Origin of the sequence: Paenibacillus tundrae (assembly GCF_030812775.1) — a bacterium.
Taxonomy (GTDB): domain Bacteria; phylum Bacillota; class Bacilli; order Paenibacillales; family Paenibacillaceae; genus Paenibacillus; species Paenibacillus tundrae_A.
On sequence record NZ_JAUSTI010000008.1, the window covers coordinates 288,902 to 306,407 of the forward strand.

17 protein-coding genes are annotated in these 17,506 nt (G+C 42.6%); 3 read left to right on the forward strand and 14 right to left on the reverse strand.

Annotation, left to right across the window (positions count from 1 at the left end):
* Window positions 1–18: 18 nt before the first annotated feature.
* Both J2T19_RS16430 and J2T19_RS16435 read right to left on the reverse strand, forming a co-directional pair.
* The gene (locus J2T19_RS16430) at window positions 19–1,707 is read right to left on the reverse strand and encodes a vWA domain-containing protein (protein WP_307217568.1); all 1,689 of its coding nucleotides are present in this window, start codon (window positions 1,705–1,707) and stop codon (window positions 19–21) included.
* Window positions 1,708–1,719: 12 nt separating this feature from the next.
* Window positions 1,720–2,451: a hypothetical protein gene (locus tag J2T19_RS16435; RefSeq protein ID WP_307217570.1), complete on the reverse strand. Its 732-nt coding sequence runs from the start codon at window positions 2,449–2,451 to the stop codon at window positions 1,720–1,722.
* A 609-nt stretch (window positions 2,452–3,060) separates the two neighbouring features.
* On the opposite strand from J2T19_RS16435, the gene J2T19_RS16440 reads away from it, so the two are divergent.
* Window positions 3,061–3,270 carry a hypothetical protein gene (locus J2T19_RS16440; protein ID WP_307217572.1) on the forward strand — a complete coding sequence of 70 codons (210 nt, stop codon included), beginning with the start codon at window positions 3,061–3,063 and terminating at the stop codon, window positions 3,268–3,270.
* Window positions 3,271–3,478: 208 nt separating this feature from the next.
* Here the strand turns inward: J2T19_RS16440 and J2T19_RS16445 are convergent, their stop codons facing one another.
* The gene (locus tag J2T19_RS16445; protein WP_307217574.1) at window positions 3,479–5,803 is read right to left on the reverse strand and encodes a beta-L-arabinofuranosidase domain-containing protein; all 2,325 of its coding nucleotides are present in this window, start codon (window positions 5,801–5,803) and stop codon (window positions 3,479–3,481) included.
* Between the two features lie 388 nt (window positions 5,804–6,191).
* Here J2T19_RS16445 and J2T19_RS16450 point away from each other — a divergent pair, with 388 nt between their 5' ends.
* Complete coding sequence (locus tag J2T19_RS16450) at window positions 6,192–6,959, forward strand: helix-turn-helix transcriptional regulator (RefSeq protein ID WP_307217576.1); 768 nt, start codon at window positions 6,192–6,194, stop codon at window positions 6,957–6,959.
* Between the two features lie 149 nt (window positions 6,960–7,108).
* Here J2T19_RS16450 and J2T19_RS16455 read toward each other — a convergent pair whose 3' ends face one another.
* On the reverse strand, window positions 7,109–8,152 hold the full coding sequence (locus J2T19_RS16455) for a 2,3-butanediol dehydrogenase (RefSeq protein WP_307217578.1): 1,044 nt from the start codon (window positions 8,150–8,152) through the stop codon (window positions 7,109–7,111).
* Between the two features lie 134 nt (window positions 8,153–8,286).
* Between J2T19_RS16455 and J2T19_RS16460 the strand changes: the two genes are divergently transcribed.
* Entirely contained in the window at window positions 8,287–9,192 is a 906-nt protein-coding gene (locus tag J2T19_RS16460; RefSeq protein ID WP_307217580.1) for a LysR family transcriptional regulator, read from the forward strand.
* A 100-nt stretch (window positions 9,193–9,292) separates the two neighbouring features.
* Here the strand turns inward: J2T19_RS16460 and J2T19_RS16465 are convergent, their stop codons facing one another.
* From J2T19_RS16465 to J2T19_RS16510, 10 genes are all read right to left on the reverse strand, one after another.
* On the reverse strand, window positions 9,293–11,047 hold the full coding sequence (locus tag J2T19_RS16465) for a methyl-accepting chemotaxis protein (RefSeq protein ID WP_307217582.1): 1,755 nt from the start codon (window positions 11,045–11,047) through the stop codon (window positions 9,293–9,295).
* 284 nt (window positions 11,048–11,331) lie between these two features.
* A complete protein-coding gene (locus J2T19_RS16470) occupies window positions 11,332–11,862 on the reverse strand; it encodes a hypothetical protein (RefSeq protein WP_307217583.1) in 531 nt (176 codons plus the stop codon).
* Between the two features lie 96 nt (window positions 11,863–11,958).
* Entirely contained in the window at window positions 11,959–12,435 is a 477-nt protein-coding gene (locus J2T19_RS16475; RefSeq protein WP_307217585.1) for a hypothetical protein, read from the reverse strand.
* Between the two features lie 344 nt (window positions 12,436–12,779).
* Window positions 12,780–13,148, reverse strand: a complete 369-nt coding sequence (locus J2T19_RS16480) for a VOC family protein (protein ID WP_145409702.1) — start codon at window positions 13,146–13,148, stop codon at window positions 12,780–12,782.
* A 270-nt stretch (window positions 13,149–13,418) separates the two neighbouring features.
* The gene (cdiI, locus tag J2T19_RS16485; protein ID WP_307217588.1) at window positions 13,419–13,787 is read right to left on the reverse strand and encodes a ribonuclease toxin immunity protein CdiI; all 369 of its coding nucleotides are present in this window, start codon (window positions 13,785–13,787) and stop codon (window positions 13,419–13,421) included.
* A 111-nt stretch (window positions 13,788–13,898) separates the two neighbouring features.
* Window positions 13,899–14,297 carry a hypothetical protein gene (locus J2T19_RS16490; protein ID WP_307217591.1) on the reverse strand — a complete coding sequence of 133 codons (399 nt, stop codon included), beginning with the start codon at window positions 14,295–14,297 and terminating at the stop codon, window positions 13,899–13,901.
* A 70-nt stretch (window positions 14,298–14,367) separates the two neighbouring features.
* Window positions 14,368–14,850 carry a hypothetical protein gene (locus J2T19_RS16495; RefSeq protein WP_307217593.1) on the reverse strand — a complete coding sequence of 161 codons (483 nt, stop codon included), beginning with the start codon at window positions 14,848–14,850 and terminating at the stop codon, window positions 14,368–14,370.
* Between the two features lie 209 nt (window positions 14,851–15,059).
* Entirely contained in the window at window positions 15,060–15,416 is a 357-nt protein-coding gene (locus J2T19_RS16500) for a hypothetical protein (protein ID WP_307217595.1), read from the reverse strand.
* Window positions 15,417–15,560: 144 nt separating this feature from the next.
* Window positions 15,561–15,950 carry a UCP019853 family protein gene (locus J2T19_RS16505; protein ID WP_307217597.1) on the reverse strand — a complete coding sequence of 130 codons (390 nt, stop codon included), beginning with the start codon at window positions 15,948–15,950 and terminating at the stop codon, window positions 15,561–15,563.
* A gap of 183 nt (window positions 15,951–16,133) precedes the next feature.
* Complete coding sequence (locus J2T19_RS16510; protein WP_307217598.1) at window positions 16,134–17,489, reverse strand: amino acid permease; 1,356 nt, start codon at window positions 17,487–17,489, stop codon at window positions 16,134–16,136.
* Window positions 17,490–17,506 lie beyond the last annotated feature (17 nt).

The window sequence follows — 17,506 nt, forward strand, 5'->3', positions numbered from 1 at the left end:
CGAACTAGGTTAAACAGATTACATCTGTACGTTGAACAGGTTCCCAATCTTGTACACAACATCGTCGGTATCCGCATTAATACTTGCGGCTTCGTTAATGCTGGAGATGCTCTCCAATGCTTTGATGTCTGCGTTGTAGCCAATGGTGTAAATCGGCACCTGATACGTCTCGACTAACTCACGAATATCCTGCAACGTATGCCCCTCATTGGTCTCACCATCACTTAAAACAAAGATCAACGGCTTCACATCGGGATTAGCGGCCTTGTAATCCTCCAACATCTTCATCGCCACAACGATTCCGTCAAAGGTCGCTGTTCCTCCACCTGCTTGCAAGCTATCTACCGTGCCTACAAACATGGATTGCTGGTTCGTATCATACTTGGCAATAGGTAAGTTGACGGTAACTCCACTGGAGTAGGATACTAAGCCGATGCTGTTATCCGTACCCAGATACTTCTGTCCTTTGTGCAAGGACTCCTTAAGCCGGTTAAGCGGTTCTCCATCCATGCTTCCAGATACATCGGTAACGAACACAGCGGCAATAGGTTTGCTGCCATTTTTCTTCTCTTTCCATACTTTCTGCGCGGACAACAGCGTACCGCCATCTACCGCTGCTACCTCTGATTTATAATCCGGGAGGCCATTAAAACCGAACTCCTCGGCTGATTTCTGGTATTTATCTTGCGTCACGAATTCCGCAAACTTCTGGATGATCTCCTGCTTGTTCTGCGGCAATTGACCGAGAGCATAGAGCGGGCTGTCATGTCTTACTCCAAATGGAGTGAACACATATCCACTCTTCAGATCGGCTGTATTCACAAATGTCTGGTATTCGAGAACAAAAGCATCCAAACGGCCTGACTTGGCAGCTTCCCGCATCTGAATTGTCGTGGACGCGGTAAACGGTACGTTCGCCTGGAATTTCTCAAAGCCTTGAATCGCCTTCTCCCCAAGCGGATTCGAGCTGTCATACGTGTTCAGCGCTGTCACGAGGAAATTTAGTCCCGTGGAGCTCGCAAATGGATCGGTATACCCCATCGCAAGTTCGTTCTTCGCAATCGCTTCAGTGACTGTCTTTACATTGACAGAGCCATACGTATCAACCAGTGCATCATATTTCGCTTTGGAAATGACGATTCCAGGCACGTTACCAACGATTCGTTCGGACACCATCTCTGTCTTCACTCCGCTTGCCTCTACCATCTCGCCCCACAGTTCATTGGAAGGTGTGAAGGCATCGGGCACATACTTGCCTGACTTGATATAGTCGGTAGCTGTTCCAGAGGCAATATTCCGAACCTTCACCGACACTGGTTTACCATCAACGCTGATATTTGCTTGGTTGAATTCTTGCGCTACTTCGGTTAACCAGCCGTCCACTCCGCTGCCCGACTTCTCCGTGGAAGAGAAAATTTCGACGTAATCATTCGTTGTATTCTCTACCGCAATCGGGAACTTGGATATGTCCGGCAGCGATTCTGCGACATCAACCGGATCCAGATCAATCTGGCCCTTAACCGGTTCGGCTGTTGCCGGCGCGATGTCAGCATACAACTTTCCTAGCTCCTTACCTGCATTCTCCGTGCTGACCTGTGAAGATGACTTACCGAAGTTTGACGTCAGTGTAATTCCTGCATAGACTAGGCCAAACACAAGCACCAACATTACAATGGATATGAAAAAAAACTTCCCCTTCTTCGCCATACGAGCAACCCCTCACTGTCTATATAATTTGGTGTGCTTAATTAATTGATCAATCTCCTGCATACAAGGCATCTGTTCGATATCTCCGGCCTCATAGCTGTCTAGGCGTGAAATCTCTAGTAGCAACTGATCCAGCTTGAGCAGAATTTCCTCATTGGTGTGGAGTGAATCTTTTACGTAGGTTAGGTAGTCGTTGTACACTTTCGTTTTTTCCTGAAAAAGCTTTTGTGGCAAGCTCGCGGATTTGGATTTCATCATATTGGCATAATCCGCTTCATCAAATACATTCAATCGATTCAACACGCTTCGAATGTTCAGGTACAACAGCTTCTCTACTTCCAGCGTGACGGAGGCAAATTTCTTGTAGCTCAGTTCTCCGGGATCAAATCGTTGATGCAGTACATTCAGGAGCGTCTCTTTCTTTTTTTTCATCCGACTAAGTTGGGATAAACCCAGCGTAATATCTTCTTCGAGCACTTTGATGCGTCTATAAAAAGATAAAGCCTCCACATAATCCTCATGTGTTTCGATATGCCTCACAGGCAGAACAACCGGTTGCCTGAACAACAAGGTATAGCTGCCATAGAACAGAGCCAATGCGCTACCAAACAGCAGCGTCACCGAAAGTGCTGTCGTGAATGCACTCTCCCCAAATTCTAGTCCGATAAAGCCCGGTGAGAATGCTAGAACATTCACCGCCACGATGCCGAGGATCAGTCCGAGAAACTTTATGTATTTGGTCATGTTCAATCATTCGACCTCCTTTCATGTTAGATATTAGACTTCATGTCGTTTTTCCCCTGTTTATCTCATTCTCATTGTACATGATGTTAACGCTCTCAGGTGGATATGATTGGATATTCTGATACTATAACTATACGTAGCTTGGGCTTATCCCATTTCATCTTTAAGGGACAACGTTGCAACGAATTGGCTAACTTGTGGTCAAACTGTAGAAGTGTGTTACCTGGAAATAGCAGATTGTGGATGATGAGAAGTTAAACGGTAATACGCGGAAAATTGCTATGCGTGTCATTTTTTATATAAATGCGTGTTCACTCGTGTGCCCCTCGGGGTGAAAGACTACCCATTCGAAATGTCTTGATACGCAAACCAGGAATATTTTAAACACACCTCATCTGAAATGTAGACTTTCAAAAAACACACCTCTTATATTTACTCTGAAACTTAATTTACAGTAATATACCCATATCATGGTAGATTTGAGGAGGAGACGATATACAAAAAAATAAGTCTCAGATTATATTTGTTTTTGTATTTGTTGTCCTAATTTTGGGAGGCTGTAGCTTCAAGTCTGATTCTAGCGCAGATACTCAAGTCGTTAGCAAGGCTATGGAGGCAGGAAAAACATATTTTAAAGAAAAATATGATCTTAACGTAGAGTTTACCCGCCACAAGTTTAATCCTCCCAGCCTCGGAGCAGATGTTGGACTATATGGACATTTAATAGAAAATACGAATACCGAAGTGTTTCTCCTTATAAACTATGAAACACTTGAAATTGTCACTGCCGCTATCCCCGAAGGACTAGTTAACAAATAACATTTACGGAATGGATTACTTTTTGTGATCCTTTCCTGTATCTAAAAAATGAAAAATACCCCGGCAAGATGCCGGAGTATCGGAATGGTCAGATCTTTAATTTAACAAGCCTCGTGAACTTACTTCTGTTAAGGATTAGCTTAACTTGAATAGCTGCTGGAGTGAAATCTCCAGTTCAGGATATAACACCGATTGAATCGCCCTCTGCTCAAATAATTAGAAATTCCGGTTTGCTTCGTGTAGTGCGAACCTCTGTGACTTTACCAGCACAACCATTGTCACCCAGCGCCTGGAACGTCACTGTAACAGCTTCCTTGCCTGACGTGATTTCCTGCGGAATATCATAGGCAACATAGAACGTCTCGCCAATCTTGTTCATATGAATCCGCTGCTCTCCGATAACGACTCCATCGACGATAATATTGAAGTGCCGATCATACCGAATACCCTCACGTTCAAAAGGAGAATGATCTCCGCCCCAATAAGCTACGCACAGATAATTAGGTGCTGCCGGCTGCACGGCCAGTCGATAGCTGAAGTGAGCATCACGAGTACCGTACGCTTCTCGCCACATGTGCAGCTTGTTGCGGCCGTCTGTAGACGAGCCGTTATACTGCGCCTCACGGCAGTTACCGTCCAGCTGGTGTCCAATCTCATCTTGCTGACCGTCCGGCTGAACTCTGTCGATGGTGATATCATTCAATACTTTCTCCAGCGCATCGCCTTCGTCATTCAACGGCCAATACACCGTATAGAACTGATGATGCACATCATAGAACGGAATGAGCTTCACAGCTTCTCCTGTGGACGTCACCTCTCCGCTCAGCTCAAATGTTAATTTATTCTGATCGAGAACTCGAATCCATTTCCGTACATCCTCTTCCTCTGTCCAGATGACAGGTACAGGCGCGGTCTTGGGATTCAGTGCAGTCTCGTCTACGATCGTATCCTCAGGAAGACCTTCATTACCAAGTGCACCGGCAAGTACAATTGGTCCATACAGGAATGCTACCTTGTGTTCATCATCCCGAGAGGTATATTTACTGAGCGTCATTGGCAGGGTGAACGTCACAACATCGCCCTCGTTCCAGTGACGCGAAAGTGTGATGTATCCCGGCTCGCTCTGGGACACGATCTGCTGCGTGTCCCCATTCACGATGACCGTCATCGGCTCTTGGAGCCACGATGGTACGCGCAGCTTCAGATTCGCCGAGGCATTGCCTCCGGTAATCGTTAGGGTTCCTTTTTCCGAATAAGGGAAATTGGTGTTCAGCTTCAATGACAGTCCTTGTGATGTCCAGTCTAGCGTAGAGGCAATGTACAGGTTCACATACAAGTTATCGTCTTCCTCGAAATAGATCGCTTCGGCATACTTGCCCGGATTCTCCATGCCTGATCCAGTGCAGCACCACCAAGCGGTGTCATGTGTTCCATAAATTTTGTAATGCCCTTGGAGCGTGGAAGCAAAGTATGTTTTGTTCCCTGTATCCGGATCTTGTGTGCCTAAAATGTGATTGTAGACAGCGTTCTCGTAATAATCCATGTATGCGCTATCTGGATTCCAAGTGAAGAGCTGTTTAGTCAATTGCATCATGTTGTGGGTACAGCAACTCTCTCCTGTTTTGATCCCTAGGCTCTCCATGCCCTTTGCCTCGTAATGCTCCGAAATGCTCGTTGCACCAAAGACGTAAGAACGGTGATGTATGGTCGTATCCCAGAAAAATTCAGCCGCTGTGCGGTAGCTCTCGTGGGAGTGATCTTGGTTATAAATCTCTGCTGCTCCGATCACTTTCGGAATTTGAGTATTGGCATGCAATCCCTGAAGCTCATCTTTCTCCTGCTCCAGTGGTGCCAAAATGGTCTGGTGGGTAAAACGTTTCGCTGTGTCCAGGTAAATCGCTTTGCCCGTGATGCCAAATAACTGTGCAAATACTTCATTCATGCCCCCGTGCTCGCACTGAAGCATTTTCTGCACCTTCTCATCCGTCATATCTTGTAGTCCCGCCACTGCCCAATCTGCAAAACGAATCACAACTTGAAGAGCCTCTTCATTCGCTGTCAGCCTATATGCATCGATAAGTCCACGATAGATCTTATGTACACTGTACCAAGGAACCCAATACTCCCCGATGTTAAAACCGCCAATGTGTTCTGCCTGAAATCCAATGATGAATGCTTGCTCAGGCAAGCCACCAATAAAACCACTACCTGTCGCCTGCTGAATACCAGCCAATTCACCGACTGCATAATCTAATCTACGCTTCAACTCCTCATTGCTCGTCGCCTGATAGGTCACAGCGAGCGCAGACATATAATGTCCTAAGGAATGCCCACTAATAGAACGCGCCTCCCAGCCGGCGTAACGTTCCTTGCGCGCAGTTAATCCATGCGCCTCATAACATGGGGCAAGGAATCGATCCATATCTAGGGATAAGAGATACTGTTCTCCCACCTGTTGTGACGTAAGGAACACACCATCCGATAGATCAACCTGTGCAGGACTCAAAAATCCTCTGTTCGTTTGTGTAATCAATTGATTTCCTCCTCATGAACTGTCTATATAAATTGAACTAAAGAATAGTTACACTTGCCACTTCGATGACAGAATAACCTTCCGATCGCTGTTATCCCCAGATTTTTCTAATTTCCTTTTCCAAAGGTAAAATCCGGGGATAAAGGCGAACGCTCCGCTTCTCCATGTTATTTCTGTCCTCTCCGTTCTCATGTAAATGTTTAGTTCAATCTATATAGCGAACTGTGATCATATATTTTCCATCTGGATAAAAAGGGTAAAATCCGTCGTCTATCTCTCACGTCGATTAGCCATAAATCTTTGGTAATCCTTGTACTTCCTCATGTTATCAAATAAAATACAAATGAATCAGACTCAGAATCCAAGAAAAGGTGGAGAAATCCGTCCTATGCCAAAGCTATTGGAACATTACCTCTGCGGGAAATTTATTTCGGAGGGTAACTGGACACATATGAAGCGCAGTATGCCCTTTCAAGAGATCATTTTGATGTTAGAGGGAGAGATGTACATTGCCGAGGAAGATCAGAAGTATATCGTGCGCCCAAATGACATGTTATTCCTTCAATCCGGGCGCCAGCATTATGGATATCAGACCAGTGACGCACCGGTAAGCTTCTACTGGGTTCATTATGACACGCAACAGCTGGAGTTTCTGTCTTATCCTACTTATTCCACAATTCAGGTACCGTCAACGGCGAATCAGTTATTCAAGCAGCTTCTGCATGTCTCTTCGTTCTCAACAGAGGAATCGGATGCGGCGTTATTCCTATTATTGAAGGAGCTAGAGCGTAATACCAAGACCGACTATCGTGCGCACAATGCCATTGTGGATCACATCTGCAAATGGATCGATCTTCATATCCATATGGATGTTACGGTAGCGAAGATAGCTGAGACGTTTAACTTCAACAAAGATTATATCTCCAAAATGGTAAAGCGAGAGAAAGGCGTAGGTCTCAAAACGTATATTCTGACTCAGCGCATCAACCGAGCCAAACAGATGCTGCTGAATACCAATGCAAGTGTGAAGGAAATCGCTGGGGTGTGTGGATTCTCAGACTACAAACTATTTCTACGAATGTTTAAGCAATACGAAGGAATTACCCCTTCGGAGTATCGCAATCATCTCTACCTCACACAATTAAATCGAAAGTAGGGCAAGTGTGCAGAGAGAATGCGGTCTTCGAGCGCATGACAAAAAAAAACCACCTCCTACTTCACTGCTGCCTATAGTTAGAACGGAGTCTAGCATATAGGAAAGCAGTTCATAGGTGGTGGCTTGTGTGCTATTTCTTCAACCTACTCTTACTCGTTAATTTCGATGAGGATTTTGGCGTGGCTCTTATCGGACATGAGCAGCTCAAGGCCTTCTTCCACGATATTATCGAGTTTGATTTTCTTCGTAATAACTTGCTTCACATCCAGTGCTCCTTCTGCGATCAAAGAAACCACTTCTGGAAAAATGTGACGATATGCCAGCGTAGAAGTTAGGTTCGCTTCCTTCACCAACAGCTCGAAGAAGTTCACTTGAAGTGGCGTTGGAATAGCCGCAATGACGACAACCTCTCCGCCTTTCTTAATCACGCTAATTGCACTGTCCATTGTTGGCTGCACACCTGCAGCTTCATAAGCGACGTCAATCCCACCGGATTTCTGGAGAATGGTATCCGTTGCATTCACTTGCGCGCTATTCACTGGAATAGCTCCCAGCTTCGCTGCAAGGTTCAGCCGCTCATCAAATACATCGACCGCATAAATCTCGGATGCCCCAGCCGCTTTCGCGGACAAGATCGTTAATAATCCAATTGGACCTGCGCCATATACGGCAACCTTCTGTCCAACTTTCAATTTACTGTGGCGGACAGCATGAAGGGCAACGGCTGTAGGCTCAACAAGCGCTCCTTCTTCAAAGGATACGTTATCTGGCAGAGCATGTACCATATAGGATTCGACCACAACATATTCTGCAAAGCCGCCGTCTCCATTCAAGCCTACAAAGCCGAATTGTGTACATTGATTGTAACGTCCTTGGATACAGTACTCGCATTTACCGCAATGATACAGCGGCTCTACAACGACACGATCTCCCACTTTGATTCCGCTTACATGATCACCCAGTTCACTAACCACTCCGGCAAACTCGTGACCTAGTGTGAGCGGTGCATTCTGTCCGGATAGCGGATGTTTATCCCCTTCTTGTATGCCAACACCATGGTGATACGCGTGCAAGTCACTGCCACAGATTCCAGCATACTGCACTTTAATCTTGACTTGTCCCGCTTGTGCTGCCTTTACCTCCCGCTCTTCAACGCGGACATCTTTTTTTCCGTACCATACTGCTGCTTTCATTGGATGCATCCCCTTTTTATCATTTATAAGATGAACACAACTTCTATTCTTAGTATAGCCCTGTTCAAACATTATTCATATTTATAGATACTAATGTTAATATTAGTTATAGTAATACAACCGGAGATGAACTTATGAATCTTGAACAGCTTGAATATGTTGTTGAAATTGCGAAAACGAAATCTTTTTCCGCAGCTTCTGCGAATCTTCATATCACTCAGTCAGCCATTAGCCAATCCATTCATCGACTTGAACATGAGCTTGGTGTGGTGTTATTTGAGCGCTCACGCAGCGGCACATTCCCTACGGTTGAGGGCAAACAGTTTATCGCCAAAGCAATGGATATTCTCCAGCGTGTGGATGATCTGAAAACGATGAATATCGAAGCTTCCGCCCTGACAGGAGAGCTTCATGTCGCTACTTTTCCCAGTGTTATGCCCTACTTGGTTCAGGCTACAGCCGAGATGAAAATCGAGCATCCCCTATTAGATATTTCCATTGAAGAGAAGGGTTCGATGGAGATTATCAAGGATATTCGCAGCAACAAGATACATCTCGGATTCATCGCCATTTATACGAAACAGTTACGCGAATTCGATGGCTTACATTTTATTCCTATGTACTCAGGTAAACTAGTTGTATGCACCCACCATCACTCCGAACTAGCGAAGCTGAACCGGGTCACGCCTGAACAACTCAAGCTCCATAAGCTCGCATTGTACCGCGATGGATTCGTTGATGATTTTATCCAAGACTTCACCTATGATCACGGCCCACTCTCTATTTTGTTCCGTACCAATAATTCCGAAGCCATTACAACAGTTCTCGGAAGTAATATGGCAGCAACCATCGGACATGACTTCTCCTTCTACCAACATCCATTGTGGAAAGAGGGCGTACTCAAACTCATTGAGATTACAGGGATAGATCAACCCAAAATGCAGATCGGATTCGTGCAGGCAGAGTCGAAGGAAATTGCTCTGGCAGCAGAGCGATTTACGTTAAAGTTCAGACAGGCTATTGAGCTAGGACATTTATAACTAAAAAACACTCTACTCTTCAGTCGATGTCTGCATGAACATACTTCGATTAAGGAGTAGCGTGTTATAATAATGTTCCACATGTTGCGTTTATTTCATTCTATACTTTGACCTTCTTCACTGCTTCGCTCATCTCATGCGTCTGTTGCTGCAGTACATTGGATGCCTCCAACACCTTCTGGAACATCGCAGATTGTTCACGGGTTAAACGATAGATATCGTCCGAATGGTCCGAAACGCCGGATGAGATCTCGGAGATCGTGTTCACGGATGCGGCTGCTTCCTCGGATCCCGCGGATATTTCTTCTGCTGCAGCAGAGACTTCCTGGATTCGCTGGGTTACGAGTCGCAATGCATCGACCACCTGTGTAAAGGCAACCTCCGCATCTGCAGTCAGAGTTACACCCTGACCTATCTCCTGTGCTGTGACATTCATCTGTGTCCCAATCTGTTCGGACTCTTGCTGAATACCCGTTAGCAAATCCGATATGGTCTGTACAGATGAACTTGAAGCTTCTGCCAGCTTTCTCACCTCATCCGCTACAATCGAAAAGCCTCTTCCATGCTCTCCAGCATGAGCAGCCTCTATCGAAGCATTGAGTGCAAGCAGCTTCGTCTGGGAGGCAAAATCCCGCAGCGTGTGCAGAGCGCCACCAATCTCTTGTGAATAGTTGCTCAGCACTTGAACCAGCGCTACCACTTCTCCTGCAACGGCGGATATATTCTCCATCTGTTTCTTCATGTCTGTCATGCTCTGCTTACCCAATTGTGCTGTAGCAAGCGTCGTATTCGCCGCGTCCGACACAGCTGTGGAGGACTCGGATATGTCCGTGATGCCTTTCGCGATCTCTTCCATCGCGTGAGCACTATCACTTGCGCCCTGCTTCTGCGTATGTGCACCCTGTCTAATTTGCTGCACTGCATGATTCACCGTTTTATTCATGACCAACATCTCTTCTGCGTTCCGATTGAATTCCTCAGTCGATTCGGCGAGAATATCTGTAGTTACAGATACACCCGCGACCATGTCACTCACGATTTTATTCAAATTCCCAGACATCTGGGTCATTGCTGTAAACGTACTGCCAATCTCATCTTGGCTGCGAAGTGGGTATGCTGTCAAAATCCGATTTGCTTCTGCCAGCTCACCTTGGGCCATTCGTTCTACACTTGCTTTTAGTGGTTGCAACGGTCGTAGACCTCTTACGATAAACCATAATACAATGGCAATTCCTGCGAGTGTAATGAACAGCAGTACACTGTAGAACGGAAGACTAGACGTCAGGATATCCGACTCGATCGTTCCGATAACTGATACAGCCGTATCGATGCCGATTACACCTACCAGACCACCGTTGTTATCCATGATCGGAGCATAGGAGGATATGTATTCGCCATATTCTTCGTTATTAATAATGGATGAACTTGCTGTGTTCCCCTGCCGCAACTCGGCCACAGCATCTGGAGGAATGTCCGTTACTTCATTAATTGCGGATGCTTTGTCTGGATCCTTGATTCCATCCACCATCATGAGAGGTGTATTCTTGTCATCTATTTTGGCAAAGTACACGTACATGGCGCCGATCCTTACACGAAAATCATCTAGTTCATCTCGTATCTTCAGAAATGTACTATTTTCTTGTGGATCTTGCACAAATTCTACATAGGGCTCCTTATCTAACTGACTTACATAACTCTGAGCTATCTGAATGTTGTAACTTGAGATTGCCTTCTGTGCAGCCAATGTTGTATTAGCTAGCTGTAGCAACATACTTCCTGCAGATAGTACCAGCATAACAAATGTAACGATGGCAACTATGCGGACAACTAAACGTTTTCTGAACACTCCGATCATTCGCTCCTCTTCCTCCCACATCCGTGTAAGCCTTTTCGACTAGCCCATACCCAATTTCACCATGCTTGAAGCACTATGTAATGTGAAAATAGTATACGAATATGTCGATTTTCGCAAGAAAATATTGGGTTGAAATAAATAAGGGAATTTTCTTCATTAAATACACAGAAAAAAGGCTTATTCCTCTGCTTTACAGTGGGAATAGGCCTTTGATTGGGAAGCGAGCAACCCTCTCACAATGTGGTTCTAGAAATACTATGTATCATTGTAGGTGAATTTGAATGCTATTTATGTATAACTTTAGATAAAACTGTACCATCAAACCTGTTACCCCAACCTCTATTTTCATTTATGGAATATTTCAGGAAGGAAACCATATCTGGCAATGGGAATCCTTGTTGCAGCATGTAATCAGCTATTCTATGCACCAGTATTAAGCTACTCTCTCCATATCCTTCAATGACAGAATACGCATGACTGATGCCCAATTCATAAATATCTCGAAGTAAGATACCAATAGATTCCTCCGTCGATTGATACAGTTGATATAAAGAAACAAATTCTTCACAGCTCAGTCTTTCAAACTCCTGCTCTTCGTATGTATCGAACTCCATTAGATTTTCCGGGATCAGTTCAACGATAATCTCATTCCAATCATCTAAATGTTGAATATTAGTAAATTGCCATAGGTAGTTCAGAACGTTTTTCCAATCATTCAGATCATATTCTAAGGTAATCAGCACGTTCTCAAAACAACAGATCCCATATGCAACTCTACCTCTAAGAGAAATCTGTTTCATCTGTTCTAAATTCATTAATAGCTACCTCCTGTACATCTAAACTGAAATCCCCATTAAATCTTTACAATCTCATTATTTTTGATTGGGTTAATCATTAAGCTACTTAGTCAATTATCCATTATATCTTGGATCTTTGTAGCACCAATTGTAATTATCCACATCCGTAGTTTTCTCTAAGTCTTCGAAAGTGTAAAACCATTCGTCCTCAACCCATAACTTGGATTTAGGATAGATCCTAAGTATTTCGCGAAAAAATCGAAGTAATAGATCTTCATTATCGTAAAAGTCATCAGATACCACCGCTTTAAAATATTCATTATTGGTATCATCCCATTCAAAACTAACCACCTGATATTCGTATGGTTCATCATAAACGCTAAAACAAAGGGTTCTTGAATAGTTCTCTCTAAATGGGACGTCACTAACATATATTCTTGTGTATATTAGTTTCCCTTCATTATTAAAAACTTTTTCATCACTATCAAAGTAAAGCTTTTCCTTTTTACATATTTTATTAATACGCATCAATAAATCAATTGCTGGAATGCTCTCTTCACGTTTAAACAATAAAAAAGATGACGTTCCCATGACCTCAACACTCCTCCTAACTCTTCTAACAGTTTCATATCTATAAACCCTTTACATATTCTCAATATAAACATACAGACATTATTAGAAAATTTCCGTCTTCATTTTATGCTCAATTGGATGTAAAGAAATGTTTCCAATCAGCTCAGAATGAAAAGTTACACTTTACTGAACCATTTACTGATAAGAAAAATCCCCTCATAGTAACAGGATCTACTATTTCACCTGTATACCATATGGGGAGTATATCACTTTTATAAAACAGCTTTGATAAGGTAATCACATAATCTGCTCAGACAGAGCGAAGTTAACATTACCCTAACTAAGCTTATGCTAATTGCGTATTAGGCTTTACTGTGAAGGGTAACTAAGTAACCATCTGGATCAGCAAATGTAAAGGTTCGCCCAAATGGTCCATCGATTGGTGCAGATGTGATCGTTACGCCTGCCGCAACAAGCTTGTCGTGGATTTCTTGCGCATCAGGGGCTTGAAGCCACAGAGCAACACCAAGTCCAGGCTGACTAACCGAGCTGAGCTCTACTCCCGGGAGTAAGTCACGAAGAGCAAATGCAATAGGCTTCGTATCAAAGACTACAGCATGAGGTGGCCCCGCCTGTGAGCGAACCAGTCCGAGATAGTTTTGATAGAATTCCGCAGAGCTTTCCAGATTGCTTACTTGAAGTGAAATAAAGTCGGGTCCAATTACTGACATAATGTTTATGTCCTCCTTAGTGTATGGGTTGATATGTTATATGTCTTGATTATATAGAGCCCCTGTTGCCAACAGTATGTCAGTAGCGATTTCCGTTTTTTTATTTTTTTCATTCTCTGATGAAATTAAATCTTCGCAAGAAAATATAGATTATAGAAAAACAGGTTAATCACGGTGTTATGCGACCATAATCGACCTGTTTAAAATTTGTAAGTTCCTCTTATTTTAATTAGATGTAACAACTTACCAAGTACACTGCCTTTTAATTATTTATATACCTAATCTATTTTTTATTGTTTCCATTAAATTATTAATCTTATTTATATCTTCTGGATGTTCGTCAAGATATTTCCCACTATAAATAACTAAATAGTTATAAAATTGATTGTACTCCATTACCGCCATTACATCTTCGTCATAAGCTGGGGGCTCTCCTATAAAGCATACTTTCCTGTCTCCAATATAGTACTCCTCATTTGGTTCATGATAAGTTGAAAGTTGTACCTCTAGTGGACCTGATCCATACCCATGTCTTTCAATATCTCCAAAATATTCTAACGCCCTTGGGAGGTCAATAATATAAAAATAAGATTTAACAAGTTTATCAATTTCATTTTGTTCTGTAAGTATTCTGTACACTTCTCTCCCCCCATTAAGCTTTTTCTATAATATTATATTCTCTCCTCACTCACGCCGCATTCAAGTATTCATTATCTGCATCAATACGTTAGATGTTTGCAAACTATAAAATTAATCCGTATTAGTTAAGTCATTTAATATTACAATTGCCTTTTCTATCCTTTGTATATCTACTTCTTTTAGATTCTCTAGGATTTCATGATATGCTTTTAAAGAATCAGAGGTATTCAAGATTGATAGTGTTGCCATAGCAAAATGTCCAATTCCGATTCCTTCTGCAAAAGTATATCGTTCACCCATATATTGAGTTAAATTTTGAAGCTTTTCGATCACTAAAGTATTATTGATTTTTAGTTCTACGATCCTAATCATCGTATTGCTGATGATATATATTTGTTTTGAATCCAGACATTCAATTAATTCTTGTACGGATAATTCATTTTGCCTAATATGGCGAACCTTATCATCGAGTTCATTTTTCCTATTTATATAAATCACTCCATGAATCACACTTTTTAATCACGTAAATACGCTCGGGTTTATATAAGTAGCATATCATGACGGAAAACTATCTTTAGATTTATAAGTTTTCTATATCGTACGATGGCTTATTTAAAAATCTCTCATACCATCCTCCTAGAGGGAAATGACTAACCCCAATTATCTCTAGTTCATTCACTCTAAATACAAACGCCCCTTTCCGTTCTAGTATTCTTAACAACGGTTCATATACATAAATATACTCAGAGTATTCCGGATGATCATCTATATAACTAGCTAATTTCAGATAAAAATTACAAAACAATTCTATACCAGAAAACTTATTCATGTATTCTATGGTTTCTTGGCTATAAATCGTTGTAATATCTACTAGCTCTTTTTCACCACCTAATAAACGAGCAATATCAGCAAATTTAGGTGAAACAGGTACTAGATTTTCTTTTTGAAAAAATGAAGCCATTCTCCTAAAAAACTCATATGCCAATCTCTCATTCTCTGGTGAGACTACCGTCCCTACTAAACTCCAATCAATATTACTACTTCGAGATACCGCTTCTCTCAAGTACATTACCTTCACCTCAACCTGGAAGCTATTCGCCTTCATGCTCCGCTCTATTTCGTAAGCCACACCATAAAAAATGCCCCCTAGAATTTCATCAGATAAACCTAGGCTTTTTCCAATGTCAATGTTAAGAGTTGCACTTCATGTAAATAGTGTTCCTTCATTTTTTTATTACTGGAGAACCCTAGTTTATAAATCACAAATATTCCCTATATTTTATAAGATTCTGATTTGATAAAGTTATCTACTAAAAATTTATCATTATCACTCAGTCTCTCAAAAAGTTCGTTAAATTTAATCTTTGCATCCTCATTTTCTAGAAGGGATAGCGTAGCTATAGCAACATGTCCGAATTGCCATGGTCCAATAAATTTATTGTCTGTTAAAAGTTCTCCAAGTTCAGATAGTCTATCTACAATGCTAATATTACAGTAATTTCTTTCAATTAACTTGAACATTGCCATAGCAACAACCCTTAAATTTCTTGCTTCTAAACATACTATTAAATCTTCGTTTTTTATCTTATCAGTTTTAATCTCTTCTGCTAATTCAGCTATTGAAGCCATAGTAAATCTTCCCTCTCCAATTTTTATTCGATTATAGGACCGTATCTATCTAATGAGATACCCCAAGAATAGGTAGCGACTACCGAAGTATTTTTATAGTCCACATTAACCTAATTAGAACCAAAATATAACAGTACCTGGAACCTACTCTCCTTCCCGCTCCGTTAGAAATTCAACGCTAATGCGATCTACTTTCATCTCAACGTATGTACCCATTAAATAAGCATAGTCTCTGAACAACTCTTCATCGGTCAGGACGATCCCCGCATCCAAAGAGTCTGCTTGTATCACACCTCGAATGTTATAGGCAAATCCTGAATCAATCCGTTCTAACTCTTTCTTAGGCTCGTGCAGCTCCTGAACAATGACATCATCTAATATTGTAATCCCAATGGATACAGGGTAAGCACATCCCACTTCAATAGGATATGGACAGATATTAGCAAACCCTGTGAATTCAGCTCCGTTCATTTCAAGAGTTACCTCTTCTTCTATGTAGGGATCTATCCTCCTAACAACAGCCCAATTCTTCATTGCGCAATCCTCCCTTCTTTCTTCTCATCTGAATCTATATATGCAAGTATACCTCCAAGTACAAAAAAACACCCCAGCATGAGCACTGGGATGTCTTCTTCTTAATTAAGCAATATTTAATTCTGCTAATTCTCAAACCCTTTTTCTCTATCCAATCTACATATGATCTCTAGATGCAATCCGTTATTTCGCCTGTTTCCCATCTGCCTTACGGAATCGAACCAAAGACCAGATGATGAGGAATGCTAGCACGGAGAGACAGACGCTAATACTGAAACGATTGCCTGCATCGAAAATAAACATCACTGCAATTACAGCCAGACATAGGGTTGTGGCACCTGTTATATAAGGAAAGCCCCACACCTTGAAGGAAGGCTGCACGGGATACTGCTTACGCAACTTCAACTGCGATGAAGAGATACAGATCCACACCAGAATTACCACAAATCCAGGAACCGCTAGTAGCACACTAAATAGCTGATCTTGTGCAAACAGCCCCAGCAATGATCCAGCTAACAGAATGACGCTGCACACAAGCAAGGTGTTAATCGGGCTGCCGTTCGCATTGGTCTTCGCTAAAGCTTTGGGAGCCTCACCGCCGACTGCCATGGAATACATCATCCGGGATGCACCATAGATCCCAGAGTTCGCAGCTGATAAGACAGCCGTAACCAGAATGAAGTTCATAATATGAGCGGCACCTGGTAGGCCAGTCGAAGCGAGCACCTGTACAAATGGGCTACTTTCTGGTCCAAGCTCATTCCACGGAATTAAGCCACAGATGATGAGAATCGGTAAGGTGAAGAATAGAATGATCCTTAACATGAAATTGCCCACCACCTTGGGCAGTACACGATCTGCATTTTCCGTTTCCGTCAACGTTAGTCCAATCAGCTCGGAACCTCCATAGGAGAACATAACAACAAGCAGAGCCGAGAAGATTGAACCCCAACCATTAGGGAAAAAGCCAACCGATTGTGTATAATTTTGCAGATAAGGTGTGTTATCACTTGGGATAATTCCGAAGATTAGCGCAGTACCTAGGAAAATAAAAGCAATAATCATCGCAATTTTGATCCCTGCTAACCAGAATTCAAATTCTCCGAACACGCCTACACTGAGAAAGTTCACGGATATAATAAACGCAGCGCATGCCAGACTCATGAGCCATAATGGCACGTCTGGGAACCAGTATTGCAAGAAACTCCCCGCTGCGATCACTTCAATGACACATACAGACAACCACAGGAAGCAATACATCCATCCCATGACAAATGACACTCTGCTGCCAAACGCTTCTTGCACAAAGTCTTTCATATTCCGATTCTTATAGACGGTGGCCATCTCTGCCATAGCTGCCATGACAACGAGCAGCAACAATCCGGCGAAAATATAGGTCACAATGACCCCAGGCCCTGCTAATCCAATTGTTTCGGCACTGCCTTTGAAAATTCCAGTTCCAATGACACCACCCATCGCCATCAGGCTAATGTGTCTTGGTTTGAGTTTCTTCTGTAATGTTCCTTCTGTCTGAGCCAATTCCAGTCCTCCTGATG